The organism is Roseibium sp. MMSF_3544, assembly GCF_030732845.1.
GTDB lineage: Bacteria > Pseudomonadota > Alphaproteobacteria > Rhizobiales > Stappiaceae > Roseibium.
Genome location: NZ_JASHKA010000003.1, coordinates 343,771 through 369,451 on the forward strand (window position 1 = coordinate 343,771; position 25,681 = coordinate 369,451).

General features: G+C 56.7%; 22 protein-coding genes. 12 read left to right on the forward strand and 10 right to left on the reverse strand.

Annotation, left to right across the window (positions count from 1 at the left end):
* Positions 1-64 precede the first annotated feature (64 nt).
* Both RBB47_RS06325 and RBB47_RS06330 read left to right on the forward strand, forming a co-directional pair.
* The gene (locus RBB47_RS06325) at positions 65-1,732 is read left to right on the forward strand and encodes a pitrilysin family protein (protein WP_305984903.1); all 1,668 of its coding nucleotides are present in this window, start codon (positions 65-67) and stop codon (positions 1,730-1,732) included.
* A 1-nt stretch (position 1,733) separates the two neighbouring features.
* Positions 1,734-3,113: a hypothetical protein gene (locus tag RBB47_RS06330; RefSeq protein WP_305984904.1), complete on the forward strand. Its 1,380-nt coding sequence runs from the start codon at positions 1,734-1,736 to the stop codon at positions 3,111-3,113.
* A 302-nt stretch (positions 3,114-3,415) separates the two neighbouring features.
* Here the strand turns inward: RBB47_RS06330 and RBB47_RS06335 are convergent, their stop codons facing one another.
* The 3 genes from RBB47_RS06335 to RBB47_RS06345 form a co-directional block, all read right to left on the reverse strand.
* Positions 3,416-4,483: a metal-dependent hydrolase gene (locus RBB47_RS06335; RefSeq protein WP_305984905.1), complete on the reverse strand. Its 1,068-nt coding sequence runs from the start codon at positions 4,481-4,483 to the stop codon at positions 3,416-3,418.
* 373 nt (positions 4,484-4,856) lie between these two features.
* Entirely contained in the window at positions 4,857-6,281 is a 1,425-nt protein-coding gene (locus RBB47_RS06340) for an adenylate/guanylate cyclase domain-containing protein (RefSeq protein WP_305984906.1), read from the reverse strand.
* A 108-nt stretch (positions 6,282-6,389) separates the two neighbouring features.
* Positions 6,390-7,313 carry a DUF4437 domain-containing protein gene (locus RBB47_RS06345; RefSeq protein ID WP_305984907.1) on the reverse strand — a complete coding sequence of 308 codons (924 nt, stop codon included), beginning with the start codon at positions 7,311-7,313 and terminating at the stop codon, positions 6,390-6,392.
* A 71-nt stretch (positions 7,314-7,384) separates the two neighbouring features.
* Between RBB47_RS06345 and RBB47_RS06350 the strand changes: the two genes are divergently transcribed.
* Positions 7,385-8,290, forward strand: coding sequence for a LysR family transcriptional regulator (locus RBB47_RS06350; RefSeq protein ID WP_305984908.1), 906 nt, complete (start codon positions 7,385-7,387; stop codon positions 8,288-8,290).
* Positions 8,291-8,300: 10 nt separating this feature from the next.
* On the opposite strand, the gene RBB47_RS06355 is transcribed toward RBB47_RS06350, so the two are convergent.
* From RBB47_RS06355 to RBB47_RS06365, 3 genes are all read right to left on the reverse strand, one after another.
* On the reverse strand, positions 8,301-9,872 hold the full coding sequence (locus RBB47_RS06355) for a sulfatase (RefSeq protein WP_305984909.1): 1,572 nt from the start codon (positions 9,870-9,872) through the stop codon (positions 8,301-8,303).
* Complete coding sequence (locus RBB47_RS06360; protein ID WP_305984910.1) at positions 9,869-11,767, reverse strand: TRAP transporter fused permease subunit; 1,899 nt, start codon at positions 11,765-11,767, stop codon at positions 9,869-9,871. The genes RBB47_RS06355 and RBB47_RS06360 overlap by 4 nt, the downstream gene beginning before the upstream one ends.
* Positions 11,768-11,845: 78 nt before the next feature.
* On the reverse strand, positions 11,846-12,853 hold the full coding sequence (locus RBB47_RS06365) for a TAXI family TRAP transporter solute-binding subunit (protein ID WP_305984911.1): 1,008 nt from the start codon (positions 12,851-12,853) through the stop codon (positions 11,846-11,848).
* Between the two features lie 89 nt (positions 12,854-12,942).
* Here RBB47_RS06365 and RBB47_RS06370 point away from each other — a divergent pair, with 89 nt between their 5' ends.
* Positions 12,943-13,854 carry a LysR family transcriptional regulator gene (locus RBB47_RS06370; protein ID WP_305984912.1) on the forward strand — a complete coding sequence of 304 codons (912 nt, stop codon included), beginning with the start codon at positions 12,943-12,945 and terminating at the stop codon, positions 13,852-13,854.
* 25 nt (positions 13,855-13,879) lie between these two features.
* Here the strand turns inward: RBB47_RS06370 and RBB47_RS06375 are convergent, their stop codons facing one another.
* The 4 genes from RBB47_RS06375 to RBB47_RS06390 all read right to left on the reverse strand — a co-directional run bounded on the left by RBB47_RS06375 (position 13,880) and on the right by RBB47_RS06390 (position 16,896).
* Positions 13,880-15,364 carry a cytochrome-c peroxidase gene (locus tag RBB47_RS06375; protein ID WP_305984913.1) on the reverse strand — a complete coding sequence of 495 codons (1,485 nt, stop codon included), beginning with the start codon at positions 15,362-15,364 and terminating at the stop codon, positions 13,880-13,882.
* A 21-nt stretch (positions 15,365-15,385) separates the two neighbouring features.
* Positions 15,386-15,508, reverse strand: a complete 123-nt coding sequence (locus tag RBB47_RS06380; protein WP_305984914.1) for a hypothetical protein — start codon at positions 15,506-15,508, stop codon at positions 15,386-15,388.
* Positions 15,509-15,541: 33 nt separating this feature from the next.
* Complete coding sequence (locus RBB47_RS06385; protein ID WP_305984915.1) at positions 15,542-16,150, reverse strand: N-acetyltransferase; 609 nt, start codon at positions 16,148-16,150, stop codon at positions 15,542-15,544.
* A gap of 68 nt (positions 16,151-16,218) precedes the next feature.
* On the reverse strand, positions 16,219-16,896 hold the full coding sequence (locus tag RBB47_RS06390; RefSeq protein ID WP_305984916.1) for a hypothetical protein: 678 nt from the start codon (positions 16,894-16,896) through the stop codon (positions 16,219-16,221).
* A 404-nt stretch (positions 16,897-17,300) separates the two neighbouring features.
* Between RBB47_RS06390 and RBB47_RS06395 the strand changes: the two genes are divergently transcribed.
* The 8 genes from RBB47_RS06395 (at position 17,301) to dgoD (ending at position 25,593) form a co-directional block, all read left to right on the forward strand.
* Positions 17,301-17,924, forward strand: coding sequence for a TetR/AcrR family transcriptional regulator (locus tag RBB47_RS06395; protein ID WP_305984917.1), 624 nt, complete (start codon positions 17,301-17,303; stop codon positions 17,922-17,924).
* 272 nt (positions 17,925-18,196) lie between these two features.
* The gene (locus tag RBB47_RS06400) at positions 18,197-19,225 is read left to right on the forward strand and encodes a LacI family DNA-binding transcriptional regulator (RefSeq protein ID WP_305984918.1); all 1,029 of its coding nucleotides are present in this window, start codon (positions 18,197-18,199) and stop codon (positions 19,223-19,225) included.
* A gap of 226 nt (positions 19,226-19,451) precedes the next feature.
* Positions 19,452-20,705, forward strand: a complete 1,254-nt coding sequence (locus RBB47_RS06405; RefSeq protein ID WP_305984919.1) for an ABC transporter substrate-binding protein — start codon at positions 19,452-19,454, stop codon at positions 20,703-20,705.
* Positions 20,706-20,772: 67 nt separating this feature from the next.
* Positions 20,773-21,732: a carbohydrate ABC transporter permease gene (locus RBB47_RS06410; protein WP_305984920.1), complete on the forward strand. Its 960-nt coding sequence runs from the start codon at positions 20,773-20,775 to the stop codon at positions 21,730-21,732.
* A complete protein-coding gene (locus RBB47_RS06415; protein WP_305984921.1) occupies positions 21,732-22,553 on the forward strand; it encodes a carbohydrate ABC transporter permease in 822 nt (273 codons plus the stop codon). Before RBB47_RS06410 ends, RBB47_RS06415 begins: the two co-directional genes overlap by 1 nt.
* 2 nt (positions 22,554-22,555) lie before the next feature.
* Complete coding sequence (locus tag RBB47_RS06420) at positions 22,556-23,560, forward strand: ABC transporter ATP-binding protein (protein WP_305984922.1); 1,005 nt, start codon at positions 22,556-22,558, stop codon at positions 23,558-23,560.
* Between the two features lie 18 nt (positions 23,561-23,578).
* Positions 23,579-24,463, forward strand: a complete 885-nt coding sequence (locus tag RBB47_RS06425) for an NAD(P)-dependent oxidoreductase (protein ID WP_305984923.1) — start codon at positions 23,579-23,581, stop codon at positions 24,461-24,463.
* Positions 24,460-25,593 (forward strand): galactonate dehydratase, encoded by a 1,134-nt coding sequence (gene dgoD, locus RBB47_RS06430; protein ID WP_305984924.1) that lies wholly within the window; start codon positions 24,460-24,462, stop codon positions 25,591-25,593. Before RBB47_RS06425 ends, dgoD begins: the two co-directional genes overlap by 4 nt.
* The last annotated feature ends 88 nt before the right edge of the window (positions 25,594-25,681 follow it).

Sequence of the window (25,681 nt, forward strand, 5' to 3'; positions counted from 1 at the left end):
CGGCCTGCCTACGAATGCGCCTCTTTTCCTGTTTCGTTGTTGGTCTTCTTCCGCCGACTATTCCATGTGGGCTTCGAAGACCGAGGAGTTGTTTGACCGAAACGAATTTGGCGGTGCGCAAACGAAGTATGGCTCCCCAAAGAAGGGCGCAACGAAAGTCCATTTCCGACTCGCCGTCGAACTCCCCCGCTTAAGCTCCAAACGAGTGCGTTTCGGTCTTGATTCTCGCTCCGGCTACGACTTTTGGTTGTTCTGCCAACACAAAAGAGATATTCAACTTTGGCATCCAAAATTTTACGCAGGCTGCGATTCGGCATGTTTTCAATGGACTAACAACAAGAAACCACCGACTTCATGCAAACGACTTGCAACCCAAGGGCTCACCAGGAAACTTAAAGACCAATTTTCCTTTTGCACAGCTAACCACAACACAAGGCTCATGATGCGCGAAGTCGGTTTTGTTCTTTTTTTCGTTTTTTTGGTCTTTGGTGAAGCAGCGCAAGCTCAAAATGTCATACCGCTTTCTGAAAAAGGCGGATTGCACGCAGCCTACGTGGTCCCCACTGACGACTTCCATCGGGTAGACGTGCAGTTGATTGTTCTTTCAGGGACCTATGACGATCCGGACCCATCTGGCACGGCTCATCTGACAGAGCATCTGGCCGCTTTTTCGGCGGATGCAACCATACTTAGGCGCCCTAGGGAACGTGATATCCACGCAATAATCGACAACGTGTCGACCGTATACACCAACTCTGGCGCGCCCTCAGATGTTGAAACACTGCTGCGGTTGTCTCGAGCCGTTCTTGACACGCCAAGTTTGCCGGCAGGTTTTGCGGAAAGTGAAATTGATATCATTCAGCGCGAAACCTTGCTTCAGGAACGGCAATCGCCGCACCGTTGGCTGAGACGAATTGCGCTTCAAAATCTGTATGGAAGTCTGCGCGGCCGTGCGAACAACGCTATTGAAGATCTTCCAAAACTGAGCCTTGAAAAGGCTTATCAGTTTCACAAGGAACACTATGCGCCTTCCAATGTTTCCCTGATCATCTCGGGCAAAATTCAACCGGACGAGGCCGAGATCCTCGTTGCTCGTGTTTTCGGTGACACAAAGCCCTCTGCCGTTCCGGAAAAAGCCTGGCTGGAACAGAAACCTGATCCGTCGCTCAGATCTGTAGAATACCTAGAATCAGACAGGTTGGCCCTTGATACCGTGCAATTTGTTAAATTCGTCGATTTCAAGGATCGAACGACCAGCATAGATATGCAGGGGGCATTTTTCATTACAACCGAAATTCTGAGCAGCAGATTAGCGAACGCCCTTTACTTTGAAGATTTGAGATTTCTTCAAGGCGACATAGGTTGGCACTTTGCGAAAAACGCTGGTCTTGAACTTAACCTTGACGCGCAACTAATGCCCGGTTTCAGCCTGGACGCGGCGAACAATCGCCTGAACGAGATAATTGATAATTTGTTGAACGAGCCGATCAGCAGCCAAGAGATCAATCAGGCGCGACAGAAAGAACTGACATTTGCCCAAAGCGTCAAACGCCACCCTGCGGCGTTTCGTCAATTTCTGCAAAATGTGGCTGCTGATGGTTTCCCTCCCGTTAGTCCTTCAGTGTTCGCAGAAACATTAAAAAATACGACGGATCAAGAGATCATTGATTTTGCGAATACAGTCGTGAAACCATCAGCGACTTCGGTCGTTTTGGCCAAAAAAGTAGACTAAAATGCAATCAGTCAATCGCAAACTTTTCTCCTTCGTTTTGGTGTTTGCTTGCTTGATTTCGGTGCAGCAAGTACGCGCGGAGCTCGTTGCGTCGGCCACCGGCACGAAGTTTGTTTCGCTTACACCGCTTCGCAACGGCATTTCCGCGATTACCCTTGTATGGCCGATAGATCCTCCAACGCACGATCGTGTAACCGAGATGAAGGCCGGTCTCACAAGCGTCATGTCAGGAGGTACGAAAAGCCGCTCGCCTTACGAGATTGATGCCCAATTGCGCCTAAAGGGCATCGAGCAGAACGCCACGATGAACGGGCAGAACATTTTGCTGACAATTGCTTCGCCAAATGAGGCTTTTCCCGAAGCACTTGAACACCTCGAGGAAGTCTTGCTTCAGGCTGCATACGCAAGAGGCTGGTATCAGAGAGAACTTCAGCAAAACAGCCTTAAACTAGCAAGCAAAACCGGAAGACCGTCAGATGTTCTAAACGAAATTGCGCATTTCCTGATGTTCAAATCGGGAGCTCAAACCAAGGCTGGAAGCGACGGCGAGTTTCGTTTTGGCCGCCCCAGTCAGGTGATCCTGAGATCCGGCGATGAAAAACTGGAGCGCAGCGTCTTTGAACTGCTCAAGAAACTTCCCGAAGAAAGGTGGAACATTCGTTTGGCGAAATGGGCCACCGCGATCACCGACACAGATGAGCGGCCCTTTGCCTTGCCGACTGGTGCGATTCATTTCGAGGACCCCGACTCCAGCGAAATGCTGATCCTCTTCGTCAAGGCAGAAGAGTATAAGGACGAAGCTGGCCAGATCGGTGCGAACCTGTTGACAGACTATATCGGCGGCAACTCAGGCTCCGAAATGTTTCGGATTATTCGACAGGAATTGCGTGCAGCTTATGCCCCACAGTCCACGTTCAGTGTCATGGACAAGAATAGGGCAATTGCTTCGTTCAGTGCGACGGTTGCGGCAGATAATTGGCCCGAAATACATGGTAAAATCACGGAAATTTACAAAGCTACGCGGGCTGGCAAAATCGACCTAGAAGGATTGAAGATACAGCATGATCAAATGAAACGACGTTTTGCAGATCAGTTCTTCAGCAATCCCATCTCGGGTGCACGTCACTACTTAAATGAATACCCTGACGGAGCTAAGGGGGCTATTAATCTTCCGATTTTTGAAGCGCTCGAAACGGCATCTCCCGAAAAAATCATTTCTGACTCGGAAGAGTATTTGCCGCCGTTGGAAGAATATCTACTCATTTTAATTGGCGGAGGCACCGCACCGAGCGAAGCACAGAATTCAAACGGTTATTGCGCCTTGCCAAAGAACACCCCCCTTAGTTTTTGCCTCGATGAATTGTCGAATGTTTCCAACTAAGAGAACCGACCGATAGCTGGTAGAGCCTGAGTTGGCTGTCTGGTAGCCGAAAACGCCAGCAAGCCCAAAGTCATCTTCCGCCTTGGTCGGTTGATGCGCAAACTCCTTTGCCAAGATCTCCAGGCACAATCTGGACGCTGGCAGAGTATTCCAGCACAGCGGGTGACGGAGACTGCTCGGCAATCTGAGTTCGCGGGCTCGCTCCGCTAGAACGCTAAACGTCAACAACGACCGGCGCCTTGTGGTTGAACCTGTGCGACAGGTTCTAGACTGGCGGTGTTGCTGAATTGATCAACGAGGTCCTAGCATCCGGCACTGTCATCAGCTGCAACATTTTCGAGAAGTTTTTGTTCGGATGCCCTGGTCATTGGCCGCCCCAGGATACGGTTACCCAGCCAGCTCAATTCGGTGCCCGCATTCGATATGCCGGGAGCGATGAGATCAGGTGCGATCTTATTGGACTTGCCGTCGGCATATTCGGCTAGTGCAAATCGGAATATGTAGGTTGGTGTCAGGCCCAGGCGATAATCAGAGGCAACAATTCTGCCATCGATCAGGTCGGTCCTGACAAAGCCATCACTGAACCAGACCATCTTTTTGTATTCAGGGTCATCGACAACACACGTGACAAGCGAAGAATCAAATTCATGCGTATAGATGACGGCATCTTCATCACGGTCGAAAAGCGACACATACAGGTTATGATATTTGCCGTCACCTTGACCAATTACACGCCAGAGTATGGTGTTAAAGGGTGAAACCACGGTCTGAATCTTTTTTGTTTCAATGCCTCTGTCTGCGAAAATGGCTTGTCCTCGATCATGGATATGCTTTTGGACGATGAGGCCAAATGCCAGATAGCCGGCACTGAAAACGAGTGACGACAATAGTATCTTTTTCAAGCCTTTAGACCAGTTTGCGCTGGCGAGCGCCCAAGCGACGGCGACAAGCAATGGAACAGTGAAAACGGGATCAATGATGAAAATGGACCCCGTCCCGACGGGATCGGGATAGAAGGGCCAGAAAACCCTTGCGCCATAGGCATTCATTGAATCAATCAACGCATGGGTTGTGAGACACAGGAAAACGGTTAGCCAGACAAGTTTTCTTTGCTGCCTAAGGGTTTTAATCGAACGGACAATCCCTTCACCTATTACGGGCGTTAAAACCAAGTGAATGAAAAACGAGTGTGACCAGCCACGGTGATATACAAATTGATCGACTTTCGTCTCGAAAGGGATCAGGACATCCAAGTCGGGCAAGGTCCCCAATAGCCCCCCAAGCAGCACTGCCTTTCTTGGGCCCATTTTCGATCCCAGGCAAGCAGCAGAAACTGCTGCGCCAAGGGTAAATTGTGTAAGTGAGTCCACTAGCTACATACTCTTTGAATTTGGATCTTTGTCGGGTGCGGGTGCAATCGACACGCGATACGGCTCATGCGCCGTTTAAGGCGACAGGTTCCGCCGTAGATCTCTCGTTGCGGGGAAACATCCACTATTGACCACCACGGAATTCCAACCAGCGCACCGACTTGGTGGCGTGCTGATCGATTGGAGAGCGGCCAAGCAAAGAAGCGATTTTTCCAAATCGCGCGTGGAGAATGGCGTTGAACGAAATTTGCTTTGGGGACAACGGATTTCTGGCCCGCTCATCCGGTCGGGCCGTCCGCTCGCTTCGAAGATGCCGTGATTTGCAGGCCTGGTTTTGACATAACTTTTCCTTTGTCTTTCACCGGCGTCCATTTCAGTCGTGCCCACCAATCTGTTTAGCGGGCTGTTCAATCGTCGATTTGCGAGAAGCTGCAGCCATGGATCGCATCGTCCAGACATCTACAGCCTCTCGACGCCCGCGGATTTCAAACTGTCCCGCTCTGTAAAGACCTGGCACAACGTCAACCGGATCCGCCGAGCTCGCCTTGACCGCCTCAACAAGCTCGTTGCTGACGACGACCTCCGTGCCGATTTTGCGGGTCAGCTTTTCCAGGCGGCTCGCGACGTTCACTGTGTCGCCGAGCACGGTGTATTCCAGCTTGTGTTCATCACCGATGTTGCCGACGACCGCTGGCCCGTAGTGCAAGCCAATCCCCACGCCGACCGGCGGTTCGCCTGCCATTTCCCTTTCCGCGTTCCAATCTCGGATCGTTTCGGCCATCCGCGTCGCGCATCTCAGGGCCCGCACAGGATCATCCGGCCGGGCGCGTGGGGTGCCGAAATGAACCATCACGGCATCACCGATGAACTTGTCGATCGTTCCATCCTGCTCGAAGGCAACCTTTGCGAGACGTCCGTGAAAGGTGCGCAATAGTGCGATCAAGTCCTGCGGCGGCAATCTCTCCGAGATCGATGTGAAATCGACCATGTCGGCAAAAAGAACCGCCACCGGACGGTTCCCAGGCTTGTCGGGCTCCCAGCGGCCCTCTGCGAATTCGCGCACGATATTGGGCGAAAAATAACGGGACAGGATCGCCCGCTGTGCTTCCGCCTCGACCTGGCGGCGAACCAGCTCTCGCGAGCGGACCACCACGATTGTCAGAATGAGGGAAATCAGCACCAGAAACACGACCTGGTTGGAGAGCCGGGCAAGGCCAACGGCGTTCGGGTCGAGAACCTTGGCAAGAGCCATCTCCGCGCCCATGCCCTCGTCAAGCACATCGCCCGATGTGAACGGGATGGCGTTTGGACGTGTGGCTACCCAAAGATAACCCATGCTCCAGAATGCCGCGGCTGCAAGCCCGGTCCAGATCACCAGTGCGGGTTTGTAGCTGAGTGCCATGCTGACGACGAACACGCCGATATAAAGGAAGGCGGGTGTCCGCAGGTTCATCTGCTGCGTCCACCCTTCAAAATCAAAGGGGGTCGGTACAATCAGAACAAAACTGAGCGCTGCTGCATCCAGGAAAACGAACCCCATCACCAGACCGGTATTCACCGTATACCGATGCCGGAACGCGTATGGCACGATCCCAACGAGCGCAAACGCGAGGATCGCGCTCACGTAAAGAGACGAGCGTTCAAACGGAAGCGTAAGCGACACCCAGATCGCCAGAATGAGAAGCACCGCATTGCGGCTCCAGAAGACATAGGCAAGTCCCGATGCCTCCTCACGCGCGATCGCTTCATTCACGGATCGGGAGATCATTGGCCGGCGAACGACCTGAGAAAAAAACATCTGCCTGTCCCTTCACGGCCCCGCTTCAAAGCCGGCAGTACAAATGAAACGAGGCGCTTCAACCAGGGCCACGTCTCGTTTCAACGATTTCGGATACGCATTGGTCCTTCAGGAACGCGAGATGTCGTATTTGCCGATGGCACTCATGTAGAAGATGCAGGCATCCGTGCCAGTGCATGTAACCTCGTGGACTGTCGATGAGTCTGAGCCGAAATAGCTGCCCGGATCGAGTGGTGTGGCCTCAGTAGCGCCGGGTGCCTTATGGGTTGCGTTTCCTCTTATGACGACAGCGCGCAGCCAGGCATCTCCTCCCGTAATCGTTCCCTCGAAACCGGATGGTAGCTTCAGGAATGTTCCGTTCTTGCTGGCCTCGGCAGGCTCACCCCAAAGAAACGCCATCTTGGGTTCATCCGCTCCGGCGCCTGCCCCGGGCGCATCGACCCAGGACACATCGGCTGCTTCGATCCAGACAATGTTGCCAGCCTCGACATTCACAGGGAACTCGCCATTGGCGAACGCACGCTCCTTTGGTTGAACGAGGTAAGGCCCTTCCTGGATTTCGAGAAAGGCAGTCGAAAGCCCCGCATCGGCACGTGCGGCGGTTATGTGCGTTGCTCCGGCCGGTTGGGTCCAGAACGACCCCGGCCCCATCCACATGGGTTCTGCTGTGGGATCGTCATTGTGAACCGCGCCGCTGATGACCACGGCCCGATAAGTGATGTTGTGAATGTGCGGCGGAGAGCTGAACCCGGGTTTGAATTGGATGATCGTCCCAGTCGGAACGTCTTCACGTATGTCACCCCACAGGACACCCGCTTGCGGGCCCGCATCGCCGCGCGCAGGGTTCAAGGGTTGAAACGCGACCGCACTGCTTGGCACCACCTCCACCACTCCAGACGACGCTAGGTTCTCGGACGCAGCCAAAGGTGAGACGAGCGCAAGGACGACGGACGAGGCGGCTGCAAGGATGGAGAAGCGCATCTTGAAAATCCCGAATTCGAATGCGGCGCTATCGCCGCCGTGATGTCTCATGCTTTAAATAAGCTGCAGTTTTCGCTAATAATCCGCTGGAAATAAAAATTACTATTTGGAAAAAGCAAATAATGTCCCTCGACCTCAAATCACTCGAGCTGTTTGTTCGCGTGGCAACACTGGGCGCGATCGGCAAGGCCGGAGCAGAATTCGGCTTGTCTGCGACCGCCGCGACGCAGCGTCTTCAAGCCCTCGAGGCAACCGTTGGCACGCAGCTTTTTCATCGGACCACCCGCGCAGTATCGCTGTCGACCGATGGAGAGATTTTCCTTGCGCATGCAAAGCGTATTCTAGGCGATGTTGAAGACGCTCTTGCGGACATTCAGCCCGACCCGAGGGACTTGAAGGGAGAGCTGCGGGTCGCCTGTTCCGCATCTTTCGGCCGCCTGCACATCGCGCCATACGTGACCGAATTTCTCGAAAATCATCCCGGCGTCTCGCTCCAGCTCGTCATGAGTGACTCTGTCATAGACATCGTTGAACAAGGTCTCGACATGGCGATCCGCATAGGTGCGCTGGCACCGTCAACACTCAAGGCACGCAAGCTGGCTGTGAGCCCAAGATGCCTCGTTGCCGCGCCTCACTATCTGGACAAGTTCGGTGCACCCTCCACGCTGGACGACCTCAAAACCCACAACTGCCTCGCGCGGGAAGATATGCGAACCTGGTCCCTTGCAGCACCCGGCGGCGTAGTTCACGATGTAAAGATCAACGGCAATTTCTCAAGCACAAGCGCAGAAGCGATTACTGAGGCCGCGCTTTCCGGTCTCGGGATTGCACGCAAATGCACCTGGGAAATTGCCGACCAGTTGTCCGCAGGAACGCTAAAGCCGGTTTTGGCGGATTATTCCGTCTCGCCCTTCTGGAACGTGTTTGCAGTCCGACCTCCCTCGAAACTGCCCTCCGGGCGCGTGCGCGCCTTCACTGACTTTCTCGAAGCCAAGCTCAAGAAGATCCCAGCGCTGTGCGACGACTAGGGTCAGGACCCTAGGCGCGATAAGCCGGCAAAGGGGCCCGGTCCTGCAGCTCGATCATTCTGCGCAGCATCGTTTCCGTCACGGTTTGGCGGACATTGCTTGCGTGCGGTGCGTCGAACAGGTTGGTGAGTTCGTCCGGATCGTTCTGAAGGTCATAGAGCTCGTTCCAGTCCTCTCCCTGCCGCAGCGACATCCGGTAACGGTCGGTCACGACCGTTCGGACACGTTGCGGGCGATCAAAGCCGGTCATGGTGCGTTGGCTGTCTTCTTCCACAACGATGGCGTCTGGGGGTTCCGTGGTGAGCAGATCGCGGCCCTGAATACCGTTGAAGGGCTGGATCCCGGCCCGGGCGAGGATGGTGGCAGCTATGTCGATGGAAGACCCCAGGCCCTGATCGACGTTATGTTGGGGGGCAGTTGCGGGATCGCTCCAGATGAACGGCACCCGGATGATCCCCTGGTAGTGCAGCAGCAGTTTCAACATAAGGCCATGATCGCCCATGTAGTCGCCGTGATCCGACGTGAAGACGACAATCGTGTTGTCCGCCAGACCGAGCGTTTCCAGACGGTTCAGGACCCGGCCGATGGCATCATCGATCATGGTGATCATTCCGTAGGTCAGGGCGATAATGGCCCGGGCCTCGTCTTCGGTCACGGCGAACGGGTTCTGGTTGTCTCTAGGGTCCGTTCCCTTCTCCATCGCGTCCTTCATCGCCCTGATAGGTGGCAAGTCGCCCTGACCGAATGATGCCGGCAAAACCATGTCGGCGGGATCATACATCTCCCAATAACGCCCCGGTGGCGTAAACGGGTGGTGCGGATCCGGGAAAGACATTTGCAGGAAGAACGGGGCGTCCCGGTCCGCCTGATCAGCGAGCCAGGTTTCCGAACGGTCGGCGATCCATGACGTGGAATAGAGCTCCTCCGGCACAGCGGTACGCCAGGCCTGGGGCGCCTTGATGCGATTGTCGGGCAACGCGTTTTCAGGGCCAGTCAGCGCATCAAAATCCGGGCACTGGCCACGGGCCCACAAAAGGTAGTCCCCTGACGCCTGATCGCCGTGGTCGGCGGCGACTTCGACATGATCGAAACCGTAAAAGCTCCCCTTCAGCCGGTCGGCCAACGGCCTGTCCCAATTGGGTACGACCTCAAGATCGTATTCGGTCGAATGACGGTTGTTCTTGTAGGCATCGCGCAGGTGCGCCGATGGCGTGGTCAAACCGTCCCTGGCCTCGAACCGGTTGGTCGCGGGCAGGCCAGTAAAGCTTTGCAGGTGCGATTTTCCGATCAGGCCGGTGCTGTATCCGGCATCGCGCAGCAGTTCGACAAAGGTGGTGTGGTCCTTCGAAAGGGGAATACCGTTATGGCGAGCCCCATGCACCGAGCACATGCGCCCGGTCATGATCGAGGCCCTGTTGGGCATGCAGATCGGGTTGGCGACGTAAAAGCGTTCCCACCGTGTGCCGCCTGCCGCGATCCGGTCGATGTTTGGTGTCTTCACCACCTTGTTGCCGTAACAGCCCAGATGATCGGCCCTGTGTTGATCGGTGATGATGAACAGGAAGTTCGGTTTTTTGGTCATTGGGAAGCCTCGGCTTTGGGCCGGCCCGCACGGGCATCGAATGCAATGAGCGCGAGTCCGACTGCTATGGCGGGCAAGTGGATCATCGGATCGGTGGCGAGGCACGTGAAGGCGGCCGCGAAGCGGACCACGATCTCGGGCACGGTCAGCTTGCGGCGGTCAAAGCCGGACAAGGCTGACGAGAACAGCCAAATGCAGAAGCACGTGCGCGCCACGATCCAGAGGAAGGGCAGCAGGCTGAATTCCTCAATGATCAGGATCGTTGGGTAGAAGGCAAAGATGAAGGGAATGATAAATTTCGCCATGCCCAGGCGGAAGGACATGAATGCGGTCATCAACGGGTTGGCCTGGGCGATGGGTGCTGCTGCATAGGCGGCAATCGCGACCGGCGGCGTCAGCGAGGAGGCCACGCCGTAATAGAAGACAAACATGTGCGCAGTCAGCATCGAGACGCCAAGTTGCTGAATGGCCGGTCCCATCACCAGGATGATGATCAGATAAGCAGGCAACGTGGGCATCCCCATCCCGAGGACCAGGGCTCCGACCATGGCGACAAGAAGCGCCGAGAACAGGCTTTCACCCCGGATTGCGGCGATCACATTGGCCAGTTTGAGACCGAGGCCGGTGCTGTCGAGTGACCCTACAAGAATACCGATGGCGGCGATGGCGATCAGCAGCGTTGCTCCCGATTCAGCGCCCTTCAGGAAGGAGCGCCAGATACGGATCGGATCGGCCCGTACCTCCGGGTTTATGGTCGAAAGGACCAGCAGAACCACGACGGCGTAGAACCCGGCTGCGGACGTGGAGAGCCCGGCGAGAAGCGACCCGACAACCACGAGGATCGGTCCGACGAAGAGCACCGAATTGATCAGGTCGGTCCGGGTAATCTGATCATCGACGGTCATCTCCTGCACGTCGATGCCCTGGCGGCGGGCTTCGACCGTGACAGCCGCGAACAGGCTGAAATAGTAGAACAGTGCCGGCAACAGGGCGGCCACGATGATGTTGAGATACCCGACACCGGTCAGATCGGCCATGACCAGGGCAGCGGCTCCCATGATGGGCGGCATGATTTGCCCGCCGGATGAGGCAGTTGCTTCGATCCCCGCCGCGAAGGTGGGCGAGAACCCGCGTTTCTTGATCATGGGGATGGTGAAAGTCCCGGTGCCGACAATGTTCGCCACCGTCGAGCCCGACATGGTGCCGAACATCGAGGAGGCCAGGATGGCGGCGTGGGCTGGCCCGCCCCGCGTGCGGCGGGTCGCCAGGAACGCAAATTTCAGCAAGGTGTCGCCCGCGCCGGTGCCTTCGAGCAACACACCGAATATGATGAAGATGAAGACCGTGCTGAGCACGATGTTGGTGATCGAGCCAAACACACCCTTGTTGGTGTTGTACCAAAGCGCCTCGGCGACCTCCTTCAGCGAAAAGCCGGAATGGGCCAGGATGCCAGGCAGGTCCTGCCCAAAGAGAAGGTAGACCACCCCGAAGGTTCCGACGCCAAAAAGGCCCCAACCCCAGAGGCGACGGCAGAGTTCCAGGAACACGACAAGACCGGCCAATGCGGGCCAGGCGTCGCGATTGGTCACATCATAAAGCGCCGTCTCCATCTCGGTCTGAACGTAAAAGAACGACCAGATCGACCAGAGCCCCGCAAGGACCAGAACGACATCAATAGCGAGGTGCAGAGGCGTTGTTCCGCCTCGCCGCTTCTGCGAAACCGCCACCGCGACGATCAGGGCAAGCCCGAACCCGGCGGCCCGGTGCAGCTTGGGGTCGATCAGGCCAATGCCTGAACTGTAGAGCGTGATCAGACCCAGGGCGAGGCAGGCGACGGTTGCTGCAAGGCCGAACAGACGGGTCGTGACGCTGGCAGGGGAAGCCGCATCGGTCATGGCATGTCATCACTATCAATAGAGAGCAGAGAAGGTGCCGGGTGGCGGCGGGACCCGCCGCCCGGACATCACGAAGAACTAGGGACGAAGCGCGTCCGGTATCGTGATGCCTGCCTCGTCATAGTAACGCACGGCACCTGGATGCAGCGGCACATTGACCGACGTGAAAGCGGTGTCCCTGGTCACATCCTTGAGGAAGAAGGCGGTGGCGTGGACCTCGTCCAGGTTCTCCCAAAACGCCTTGGTGGCGTTGTAGACCACATCTTCAGAAACATCGGCATGGGTGCCAACGAACTGTGTGAAGCCAAGCGCCGTGATCTGGCCTTCGGTCAATTGACCCTTGTAGACGTCACCGTCAAACTGGATCATCCCGCGGCCAGGCCGGCCAAACAAGGCCTGCAGTTCCTCGTTTTCGATCTTGTCTTGCGGGATCGAAAGCACCCTGAACTCGCCGCTGAGCCCGAAGCGTTCCACATTGGCCGAACCGATTTCGGCCGGGCGCACCATCATGTCGATCTTGCCGTCCGCCAGGGCGGCGTAACCTTCTCCCCAGCTCAACCGAACGGCGGTGTAGTCTTCCCCGGCGACATAGCCCGTGAGGATCTTGATCAGAGCTTCCGACGTGGCTGAGGCCGATCCGGCGGGTGGGCCGGTGAAAACGGTCTTGCCCTTGATATCCTCCCAGCCTTCGATGCCGGATCCGGCAAGTGTCACCGGATGGTAGGCGCCGGCCTTGAAGCCGAGAATGGCGCGGATGTTCTTGGCCAGTTCCGGCGCCGCTTCTATCTTCTCGTACATCCGTTTTTGACCGGCCATCAGATTGACCAGCGACGGCACCGTCGAAAAGAAGTCGATGTCACCCTTGGCACCCTTGAGCATGGATTTGGTCAGGGTCTGGCCCGCATTGACCTGAATTTCCACGCCCGCCTTCCCGGCCTGGTTGGCGAAAGCCACGAACATGGTGTGCACCGGGTCACCGACACCCGCGGTTTCCCCCTTGAAGATTTCAGCAGAAGCTGCGCCGGGCAGCGCCAGCGTGATGGCGGCGGCCAAAGCTGCGCGACCCAAAAACTTGAAGTGAAACATGCTATCCTCCCATAGACGTTTCGACGACGTTACCAACTCCGATTGATGTGGAATAATCAAACTTTTGGCTGTATACATATCAATTAAGCATGAAACTTGATCCCAAACATCTGGCCCAACTCTCGGTCGTCGTTGAAGCTGGCTCCTTCCAGTCCGCCGCCAGTCGGCTGGGCACGACCCAACCTGCGCTGAGCAGGAACATGAAAGCGCTGGAGGAACGACTGGGGACGCCGCTGTTTCAAAGGGAAGGCCGCCGGTCGATCCCCAACAACCTCGCGCTGCGGCTGGCCCGCAACGGGCTGGCCATCCGATTAGCCGAGGAACAGGCAGGTATCGTTGCAGACCAGTCGGCAAAGGGCTCTGTGGGAGAGTTGCGCATCGGTGCTCCGCCAATTGTGTCGGGCCGGTTTCTGAGCAACGCCCTGACGCGGTTCATCAAGGCCAACCCGAATTGCAGCGTCGAAATTCGCACCGGCCTGGTTCACGAATTGCGCACCATGCTGGAGCGTGGGCAGGTCGATATTGTCTTCGGGCCAGAAAGTCTTGCCGAACCGGTCGACGGGCTGGAGTTCGAGGCGCTGATCGACGACGGTGTCGGCGTGATGTGCAGAGCAGGCCATCCATTGGCCTCGCGCAAACGGATCATGGCCTCGGATCTGGAAGCCCAGGTCTGGCTCGCCCATTCAAGGGGCAGCCTGCTGCGTCAGCAGACGGAAGCGGCCATGATCGCGTCCGGTGTCCGGTCGATGCAAATCGGCTGCGAGACGGATTCCATCCGCTCGGTCCTGGAGATCGTCGCGGAAACCGACCTGATTACCACAATGCCGAAGGCCACAACCGCTTCCTACCTGGAAGATCGTTTGGTGTTTCTACCGTTCGATCACCCCCAGTTTCACCGTCCCCTGGGCGCCATCCGGCGCGCGAAAGCGATGTCCAGCCGGATTGAGGACCGTTTTTTGAAACTGTTGAAGCAGAGGCTTGAACGCGAACAGCACCTTTGAAAGAGAAAGACGCGGCCGCCCCCTTTCAGTCTTTTCTTTTTGGCTGTGGCGGCAGTCCTGAAGGCACGTCGGCAGGGATCATCTCGCTTCGGTGCAGAACCGACAGGTCGGTAAGTGCATGAAGAAAGGCGACGAGATTTTCAATGTCTTCCTCTGAGAGTGAAACAGGCTCCAGACTGTTGGCATCGGCAATGCGCTGACGAAGTTCGGGTGTTGCCAGTACCCACGAATCCCGCAAATCAAAGGCATCGCGTCGATCAGGTTCCAACGGTTCGAAGCGCAATTGGGATCCGCGCGCCGCAAGGCGCTGAACATGTTTCAGGGAAGGCAGACTGACGTCCGAGGGATCGAAGACCGAAAGCCCTGCCAACGGATCAAGGTGGTGACGCACAACGTCCTCCAGAGAGGTGAAGGCTCCGCTATGACCCCAGGGGCCGGTTAAGGCGACGTTGCGCAGGGAGGGGGTGCGGAAAGCAAACATGTCTGCCGGATCGTTTGTGATGCGGTAACGCCCCTCATCTTCGGTTCGGCCCGGTAATCCGGTTCGCTGCAAATAGCCCATGTCGCCCCCGTGTCCTTTACCTGGGCCAATCTGAGGCACCGCTATGGCATGGAACTGATGGTCGGTCAGCAAAGGTCCACTGTGGCAACGCGCACAGCCGGCATCGCCATAGAAGAGGTTGAGGCCAGCCTGCGCCTCCGGGGACAACACAGACTTGTCACCGGTGCGCAACACGGTATCAAAAGGGCTTCTATCTGATCGGAACGCCGTGGTCTGGAAGGCGGCAAGTGCCTCGGCGACATGGTGGTAGGTCACATCCTTAGCCGCCTCAATATCGGCAAACCCGGCGCGCAGCTGGTCCAGATACTCGGGCACCGCCGCAACACGGCGAGCCACAATTGTCCAAACCTCGCGCCTGTTTTCGTGATGCGCAGCGTTGGCAATCGGGTTCTCACCGTACTGCCCCGCCATTTCAATCGGAGAGGTGACCGGAAAGAATGCCTGCGCAGCTAGTACGTTGGAAACACCGGCAGGCAAGTCTGACCCTGCCGGATTGCGGATCGCACCTGAGGCGTCATCCGGCTCCAAAACTTCGACACGCCCATCATGAAAGAGGGAGGTATAGCTGCGCGCACCTATGTTCCAAAGTGGCTGCGCGTTTCGTGGCACCCGGCCGGTTACCGGATCGACGGTCACGCGACCCGGTCCAGCACCGGCGCCACCTTCGCCGATACCCAGCGCAAGACCGTCGCCCGATCCGAACTCGGGATCATGGCAGGTACCGCATGAGATGTTTTTGTTCCCGGACAGGATCGGGTCGAAAAAGAGGTCTCGCCCAAGCTCCACCAATATCGCGTCGGGCGCGCCGTCGTACAGAAAATCCTGATCCTCCAATGGGAGTGGCAAGGGGAAGTGCGTTCTCTTGTCGGCGGCCTCGGCAAGAAGCGCGGTGAGCAGACCGACCGACAGCGTCGCGAGAACGATGGGGTTTGTATATTGAAGGGCCATTCCGCGTTTCCCGGTTCGTGGTCATTGCGCTTGTGCAAAGAACCAGATGCTTGCAACAACCAGCTCAAACCCAGGCGCGACCGCAGCGAGAAGCAGGACATGGCAGGCAACCGCAGCGGAGAGACTGAGCCAACAGGCCGTCATGACAGCGTCTTTCGAAAACCTCCGGCGGCTGCCTCAGGCAGAACGGCCCTCGATTGATTTCATCAGCAACAACACATCACCCGTGTAGTAGGGCGGAGTCGGGTGCAACCGCACAGGCTCGCTTGCCTCTCGATGATATCCGAGCCTTTCGTAGAGCCGGACGGCACCGGTGTTCTGCGCATAGACCTGGATGCTCATCTTGCCGAATCCGTTCATCCGCGCTTGATTTTCTGCAGCCGCCAGCAGCTTCGAGCCAAAGCCCTGGTTCTGTCCCTTGGCGAACACGGCCAGAGCATTGATGAACCAGGTGTCCACGGACAGCTTTTCCAGAGCAACGAAGGGGGCAATCGGCGCTGGCAGATCATCAGGATTTTCGGTGGGCGCTTCGGTGATTGCGTAGCTCAGCACCATGCCCATTGGAACTCCGTGCTGTTCGGCGATCAAAGCGTTCGTATAGGAAAAGCCGCCTGTTTCCCGTTTGGCTCGTTCTATTCCAACCTCGAGCGGTGTTTGCCCTTCAGTGCAGGCGCGGGTCCAAAGCCAGTTTGGGATCCCTTCGCCCGCGAGGTTGATCAGCTTGGCAAGACCTTCCGCATCAGAGCGCTCGGCCTGCCGAATCGAGAGTGTCGTTTGCACGTTCATTTTTCTGTCCTCATTGATGTCGGGTGCGGAGCCGGGCGGGAGTGCCGCCCGGGCTTCCGAGAGTCGCGTCAAGTTGACGGCGCGATGTGCTCATCGAAGATTGGCCCCACCGGAACACCGCTGTCCCATTCAAGCTGGTCTTCCTCGCCTGCAGGCGCCTGGAAATGGTCTTGACCAAGGAAAGCAGCGTCTTTTGCCGATGCCCTGTCCTTTGCGAGGTTTTCGAACGCGTAGGTCGCGCTCAACCCCCAGAAGTCGTTGAAGCCAAGTGTCGTCTGGATCAGCCCGCCTTCGATTTTGGCGAAGTCACCGGTTGCGCCGGTCACCGGGCGAAGGTTGGGCTGGCCGACATCGGCAATCTCGGTTCCCTGCGTCACGACGGTCGCACCGTCCTTGAACGCAAAGGTCTGGCGGCTGATGATCCAGACACCGGTGGTCGCGTTGCCACCCTCACCGACGAAATAGCCGTCGCACGTCCAGGTACCCAAAACGAGATCGGGGAACGCGGGGCTGCCATCCTTCAAGACACCCACGGTGCCCTCAGCCAGCGTGCCTTCGGGATAAATGTAGCCTTGGCTGACAAACGCATTGCCGTGTGCCGGCATCCCGTTTTCATGCACGGGGGCAGCTGCCATGTGAATGCGGGTGTGATCTTCAGCCACATCAAAGGCCATGGGGGCGTCGGCGTGTGCGAATGCTGTCAGCGACAGCACAAGAGCGGTTGAAGTGATGAATGTCTTAAACATGCAAATATCTTTCACTGAGATTAGGGTTTTAGGTTTCAGGCTGCTGTATCGGGATGATCAAGCGTCGCGATGCAGCCAGGTTGCCGGTGGTCGGTGCCGAAGCAACCGCCCCGAACACGGATGTTGGACAGGCGCGACAAAAGCCCCGCACTGAGCTTGCCAAGCTCGCCGGGAGAGGAAGAAACGGCGTGTCTGTCTAAGTGTTTCAATCCGCATCGAAGCTGTCCTTGTCCGTTGATGGCAAGGGAGTACTTCAGAAGCCGTGCCAGCCGATAGTTGTCGCGTGGTCTGGTTGTCTCGTTTCTTTTTTTGCCGTAATTTCAATGAGTAATCTGAAGTGAGATGATCACATTCCTCACCGATGCATTGTCAACTGGACTCGCGGTACAGTGGGAAGGCCAGCAATGAACCAACAAGTCGACACGCGCACCAGGATCCTCGACATTGCCGAGGCGGCTGTTCTGGACAAGGGGTTTGAGGCAACGTCAATCGACGAGATTGTTGCGGGTGCGGAGATTTCGCGTGGAGGCTTTTTCTACCACTTCAAGGACAAGAATGCCCTGGCCCGTGCGATGCTGGAACGGTACATCGCAACCGAAGATGCGCTTTATGACGATCTGTTCGCGCGCGCCCGTGAACTGAACGACGACCCGCTGCATTGCATGTTGATCGGGCTGAAGCTTCTGGCCGAAATGCTTGAGGAAATGCCAACGGGTCATCCTGGTTGCGTGATCGCGTCCACGGCGTATCAGGACAGGCTCTTCGATGAAGGCGTCCGCGAATTAAACAGGCAGGCTATTCTTGGCTGGCGCAAGCGGTTCAGGGGGATGTTTGAAGAAATCGCCCAGGTCTATGAGCCCCGGGAACCTGTCAATATGGATGCCTTGGGCGATATGGTGTCCGGGGTCGTTGAGGGCGGCTTGGTGCTTCAGCGTGCCCTGCGCGAACACAACAACGCGTCTGAACAAATCATGCTGTTCAGGACATTTCTGAAACTGCTCTTTGCGCCCAGACAGCAACCTGTCTGAGCCTGCAGCGACGACAATCGACCTAGCGTCAGGTTCCATAAATTAAGCCGAACTTTTCGGTCTGAAGCCCGACCCGCTGCAGACATTGCCACAAGTCGTCAAGCGTTCCTTCGTTGACAGTATCCTGGTCGAAGTCGCCGCCTCAACGGACACTCGATTTCGACGTATTCAATGCACCATATTGAGGCGATGCCCTCATTTTTTTGAATTATACGCATCAAACCATCCTATCTTTCTCGCTTCGGTGGGCCCATTTTGAAGACGGAGGAACAATGTCGAACGTAACCTTGAAAGATGTCGCAGATGTTGCGCAGGTTAGCTTGGCGACCGTCGATCGTGTGCTTCACGAACGCGAGGGGGTCAGTGCAAAGGCGCGCCAACGTGTGAAAGAAGCGATCCACGAGCTCGGTTTTGGGCAATTGCCCTCAAAGCTCAGGATCAAAAGCCGGGGCCGGCTTCGTCTGCTGTTTCTGCTGCCGAAACTAGACACGGGTTTCGTTCGTCAAATGGTCGCCGATATCCAGAGTGCCAAACGGGCGGTTCCCGACGTTGAGATCCTGGCCGAAATACGTCGCGTCAGGCTCCTTGACGGAAACGAACTCATCAAGTCGCTCGAAAGCGTTGAAAGAGATAAATATCAGGGGGTCGGGCTGTTCGCCTTTGATGCTCCCGGCGTCCGCGCAGCGATTGATGAGACGATCGCCCGTGGTATCCCGGTCGTCACGCTCGTCTCGGACATCCCCTCGTCTCAACGCGTAAACTTTGTCGGGATCGACAACATGGCGGCGGGCCGAACTGCTGGCCGTCTGATGGGCAAGTTTCTGCGCGGCGTGGCCGGTGAAATCGGTGTTTTGACCGGCAACTCCCAGATCAGGGATCATCTCGAACGTCACATGGGCTTCAGACAGGTTCTCGGCACGCACTACCGCGACCTGAAGCTGTTACCGGAAATCGAAGGGGACAGTGTTTCGGCGCGAAACCGGTCGATCGTGATCGACCTCATCAGAGATCACCCCAGGCTCGTCGGCCTTTATGCAATCGGCGGCGGAAACTCAGGTGTTATCAGTGCCTTGCGGGAAATGAATCCTGTAACGCGGCCTGTCGTGATCGCACATGAACTCACGAAGGAAACACGCAAGGGCCTCAGCGAGGAACTGATCGATGCCGTCATTGCGCAGAAAACTGGGCATATGGCGCGAAGCGCCGTGCGGCTTCTTACTGCCGCGTCTCTCGATGACGACCCGAACCCGGAACAGGAGCGCATCGGGATCGACGTCTTTGTTGCGGAGAACATGCCGTAAAGAAACCATAGATCTCGGTCCGTAGGAAAGACGGGCCCAATGCCTGAGCGGAAAACCAAAGCAACCGTCAGGCCCAAATCAGCCAGTCGCGTAGATCGCAACGCCTTTCCCCGCACAGCACAAAGCAGCTGGAGCGAATGGGAACCTGTGTGTCCGCGCCGACGGAAAGGACCAACGATCCGAAGACAGAAATGCGAAACGCAAACGATAGGAATGGAGGAAACCGATGAAACTTAAAGCACTCGCCCTAATCAGCACACTCGCGCTCATGTCAGGTCACGCGGCGGCGGACGTCGAAATTGATGTCCTGTCCATCAACCGGGACAGCGCGACCTGGAAGCAGATGTATCTGGACCTCGTTGAGGAATACAACGCTCAACACGATGGCGTAACGGTCAATCTGGAATTCATGGAAGACGAGTCTTTCAAACAGAAACTGCCGACACTGCTGCAATCCGACGCTGCGCCGGATCTTTTCTTCAGCTGGTCCGGTGGCGTCTTCTACGAGCAGGCAGACCAGGGCTTCCTGCGTCCGCTCGATGATGTAACAGCCGCCGAATGGCAAGACGAACTTTCGGCTGGCGGCATGGCGGCACTTTCTTATGACGGCAAGTTCTACGGCGCGCCGGAAGCCTCGCAGAATGTTGCCATCTGGTACAACAAGGATATTGCCAAGGAACTCGGACTCGATCCGACGAAGATTGAAACCTATGACGACCTTCTGGGTATGGTGAAAGCCGCCAAGGAGGCTGGCGTGACCCCGTTTACCGTCGGCGGTCAGGACAAATGGCCACTGCATTTCTTCTATTCACTGCTTGCCATGCGCATCATGGGTCAGGAGGGGATGGCCGCATCCGCTGCTGGCGAAAACGGCGGTTTTGCCAATGAAGACTGGGTGAAGGCGGGCGAGGAATTCGTCAGGCTCATTAAGCTGGAACCGTTTCAGGATGGATTCATGGGCGTGAAATACGACCAGGCAACCGGTATCTGGGGCGATGGCGGCAGTCTTTTCCACCTGATGGGCGACTGGGACCTGGGCGCCAGCCGAGCGGCAGCCTCAGATGGCGGCCTCAGCGACGACCAGCTCGGCGTTATTCCTTTCCCGATGATTGAGGGCGGCAAAGGCAAGGTAACCGATACGCTCGGTGGGGCGTCTGGGTTTGTCCTGACCCGGAACGCTCCCGACGAAGCCGTCGATTTTCTAAAGTTCTTCCTCGGTGAAAAGGCGCAAAAGCGTGCTGCGTCGGAAGGCATATACATACCGACGGCGCCGTCAGCAGGCGGCCTCGTGGAAGACGTTGTACTGAAGCAGTTTGCCGGGATCGGCGGGGCTTCCACCTACCACCAGCTCTTCCTGGATCAGTTCTTCGGATCCGAACTCGGCGGCGTGATCAACGACGTCTCCGCACAGATGGCGACCGGAGATATCACTCCTCAGGAGGCGGCCGCCCTGTTGGAAGAGACCCGTCAATTCCAATAGATCCTCCCTTGGCCGTCACCCTCGGGCTCCGGCATTTCGCCGGAGCCTGAGCACAAGGTTTCTCGAAATGCTCGCCCAGAACGACATCATCGCGCCCAGTCAAACGCAGTTCCAGCGCCTATTTGCTAACGGCCAGCTGAAGATGGTCCTTATCTTCGTGCCGCCTGCGATCCTCGTCTTCACTATGTTTGTCATATTGCCGATGATCCAGGCAGGCCTGTTTGCGCCCTACAAATGGTCCGGATACGGACCTGTGCCTTGGGCTTTGAACGAGGTAACCGGAAAGGATTTCGGACGCTGGGTCGGATCGCAGAACTTTGAACGCATGCTGTCGCACTCAGCTTTCAAGCAGGCCTTCATCAACACGCTGCTCGTGATAACCGTGTCGATCGCGATCCAGATCCCGATCGCCATGACCATGGCACTGATGATCTACAAGAGCAGCCGGATCAATACGATCTTCCGTCTGATTTTCTTCCTGCCCTACATCATGGCGGAAGTTGCGACGGGCCTGATCTTCTCCTTCGTGCTTGATGGAAATTACGGCCTCTCGAAGTCCTTTTCGGACCTGATGGGCTGGGACAAGGCCTTCTTTCCGCTCGCGGAGAAACCCTGGGCGTTCTACTGCATCCTCGGTGTGATCGTCTGGAAATACTTCGGCTTTCACATGATGATCTTCATCGCCGGGCTGCAGAGCATCAATTCGGAAGTGCTGGAAGCGGCCAAGATCGACGGTGCCAAGACGCTTCAGACCGTATTCCTGATCAAACTGCCGCTGCTTTGGCCATCAATCACGATATCCGTTTTCTATGCGGTGCTCGGCGGACTTCAGGTCTTCGATCTGGTCATGCCGATGACGGCGGGCGGCCCGTCCAACTCGTCGCACACGCTTGTCAGCTACCTCTACATGTTCGGCTTCATCCGCCTGAATATTGGCTATGGCTCAGCAGTCGGCGTGTTCCTGTTCGTGACCGGGGTCGCCTTTGCGTTCCTTTACCGCAACACGGTTCAAAGGGGGCAATCGTAATGTTCAGTTGGAAAGAGAGCGGCCGGATCATCGTACTCCTGTTCGTTTCATCGCTGATCCTGGTTCCACTTTCAGCCACTGTGCTCGGCGGCTTCAAGACCACCGGGGAGATGCGTGTCTCTCCCTTCGGTTTGCCAAGGGAGTGGATTACGGAAGTCTATGCCGAGATCCTGGCCGACTCGAGTTTCTGGCGCTATCTCTGGAATTCGTTCCTGATTTCCATTTTGACCGTGGCCCTGACACTGATCTTCGGGTCGATGGCAGCTTATGCCTTTGCGCAAGCGAAATTCTTTGGCGCGAACTTTCTCTACAGCTACCTTCTGCTCGGGCTGATGTTTCCCTTTGCCGCCGCCATCCTGCCGCTGTTCCTCACTGTTCGGGATCTAGGCATTCTGGATACGCCCTGGGGTGTGATCCTGCCTCAGGTGGCATTCGGGCTGGCGTTTTCAGTCATGTTCTTCCGGACGTTCTTCGCACAGATGCCGGATGAGCTCTTCGAGGCAGCGCGTGTAGATGGCTGTGGTTACATCCGCTTCTTCTTCCTGTTCACGCTGCCCCTGTCGACGCCCATCCTGGCGACGATTGCGACCTTCGTCTTTGTCCAGAGCTGGAACAACTACCTGCTGCCCCTGATCATGCTCAACGACAGGGAAGGCTACACCTGGACCCTCGGCGCGATGGACTATCGCGGCGAGTACTCGTGGGAATGGAACAGGACGCTAGCCTTCGTGTCGGCCACCCTTGCTCCAGCAGTCGTCTTCTTTCTGGCAGCTCAAAAATACATCGTCGCGGGTCTCACCGGCGGCGCGGTGAAAGGATAGAAATGGCAGAAGTTATCCTGAACCAGGTCCGTAAATCATACGGCGCCGTCGAAGTGATACCGGACCTGTCGCTCGTCATTCCCGACGGTTCCTTCACGGTTCTGGTCGGGCCATCCGGCTGCGGCAAATCCACCTTGCTGCGCATGATCGCCGGTCTGGAAAAGACAAGCGCCGGCCAGATCATCATCGACAGGGAAAACGTGACCGGTGCGGAACCGGACAAGCGCGGCATCGCCATGGTGTTCCAGTCCTATGCACTTTATCCGCACATGAGTGTTCGGCAGAACATCGGATTTGCATTGCGACTGGCAAAGCGACCCAAGCCGGAGATCCGGCAGCGCGTCGAGGAAGCGGCCGAAATCCTGCAACTAGAAAGCCTTCTCGACAGGAAACCGAGAGAATTGTCAGGCGGGCAAAGACAACGTGTAGCGATTGGGCGGGCAATCGTTCGAAACCCAAAAGTCTTCCTGTTCGACGAGCCCCTTTCCAATCTCGATGCCGCACTTCGGACCCAGATGCGCGTGGAACTGGCTGAACTGCACGCCAAGCTGGATGCGACGATGATCTACGTCACGCATGACCAAGTCGAGGCCATGACGATGGCGGATCAGATCGTGATCATGAAGTCCGGCGTCATACAGCAGGTCGGACAGCCTATGGAACTTTACAACCAGCCGGAAAACCCGTTCGTCGCCGGCTTCATCGGCTCACCCAAGATGAACCTGCTGGAAGGAAGCCTCGCCCGGGACCAGAACGCGGCAATCGTTGGTGTTCGCCCGGAACACATATCGATTTCGCAAGAGAGCGGCGAGTGGCACGGCAAGGTGCGCCACGCGGAGCATCTGGGTTCTGACACGGTCGCCTATATCGATGCCGACGACATTGGCTCCGTCACAGTGCGCCTTCAGGGCGAAGTGCCGATGAAGACAGGCTCACCAATCTGGATGACGCCGGTCAAAGGGAACGTTCATTTGTTCCGCCCCGACGGATCGGTCGAACGCGTTTGACAATGAAAAGGGTTCACGATGAAGAAAGTGATCGTCACCGGAGGCAGTGGTGGTGCCGGCAGCGCGGTTATCGGGCATCTGCTCAAGCATGGCTACGAGTGCATCAACCTGGACATGAAACCGCCGGTCGAAGCGCGTTGCCGCTTCATTCAAGCGGACATGTCAAACTATCAGTCGGTTCTGGCAGCGATGGAAGGCTGCGATGCCGTCGTCCACTTTGCGGGCAATCCAAGTCCGGATGCGGACCACATTGAAGGCGCAGACCGCTTCGACAACAACACTGTCGCCTGTTTCAACGCCTTCAATGCAGCGATGGCCAATGGCATTAAACGGGTCGTCTGGGCAAGTTCAGAGACCATTTTCGGGTTTCCGTTCGTCGCCAATCAACCGCTTGAAGTGCCGGCCTACGAAGACACGCCCCGGTCACCGCAGACCGCCTATGCGATCTCAAAGGCCGCCACCGAAGACATCGCAAAGATGATGGCTGACCTCTACGGAATGGTTTTCGTGGGCTTGCGCCTGTCCAACGTTCTTTATGACGACCCGGACCATCCGCAAAACTTTCAGTCGATCCCGGGCTACTGGCAGGACATAAACGCGCGCCGTTTCAACACATGGGGTTACGTTCATTCAGAGGACTGCGCAGAGGCTGTCCGGTTGTCATTGGAAGCGAACCTGAGCGGCGCCAATATCTACACGATCGCGGCGCCCGATACGATCATGAACATTCCCACGCGCGAGATCGTCGCAACGGTTTGGCCAGACCTTAAGATCCGCAACGGACTCAGCGGCAGGGATGCCTTCCTGAACAGTGATAAAGCGAGCATCGAGCTTGGCTGGACGGCGAAACACACGTGGGCCAGCGTATTGGGCAGAGACCCTGACACAGGTGAATTGCAGTGATCATCACCGACATCAAAACCTTCCTTCTGAAGGAATGGCGGACCATGTTGTTCGTCCTCGTCGAAACAGATGAGGGCATCTACGGCATTGGTGAATCGGGCCTGACAAGCCGCGAATATGCAGTCGAAGGCATGGTTCGGGACCTGACATCGCTGCTCGTTGGCAAGGATCCCTTTCGTATCGAACACCATTGGCAGACGATGTGGCGATCCGGATTTCATCCATCAGGACAAGTGTTGTCGTCGGCCATCGCTGCGATCGACATTGCGCTTTGGGACATCAAGGCAAAGGCGCTCGGGGTTCCGGTTTACGAACTTCTCGGCGGGAGGACGCGCGATCGCGTCCTGACCTATTGCCATATCGGCGGTAAGACCACCGAAGAGACAATCGCGCAAGCAAAACGGAAAGTTGCAGAGGGCTGGAAAGCGATCCGTTGGGAGCCGACTTATCGCAGCGACATGATCATGCGCGGGCGCGAGGCGACGGAACGTGCAATTGCCGAATTTGGCATTCTGCGAACGGAACTCGGACCTGAAATCGAGCTTCTGTTCGACATCCACACCAAGCTGTCGCCGTCGGAGGCGACGTTCTTCTGCAAATCCGTCGAGCAATATCGACCCTACTTTCTGGAAGACGCCTTGCGATCGGAGTATCTGGAAGGATATTCGAAACTTCGTCATCACACTGCCGCGCCTTTGGCGGCCGGTGAGCAGCTCGCCTCCAAGTGGATGATGCGCGAGCTCATCGAGAAGGATCTTGTCGACTACATACGTGTTGATGTCTGTATTGCCGGCGGACTCAGTGAGGCAAAAAAGATCGCTGCAATGGCAGAAACACACATGATCGATCTGGCTGTCCACAACCCGATCGGTCCGGTCTCGACAGCAGCCTGTCTGCACCTGAACCTCAGTTGCCCGAATGTGGGGATACAGGAACTTCCCAAACGTCCGGGAGAGTCTTTGCCTAATCTTTTGAAAACCGATCAGACGTGGGCAGAGGGATATTTGACCAGCTCGGGCGCACCTGGTCTTGGAATTGAGATCGATTTGTCGGCCTTGAACAACCACCCGTTCGAGCACGAACACCTCCCGCTCCTTCACAAGGAGGATGGGAGTTTCGCCAACTGGTAGTGCCCTATCAGCGCCAATTCCAACCCGGCTTCCAATCAACTTAAGCCGTGGAACATTGCCTCATCGCGATCTACGACAGCCGAAAGGA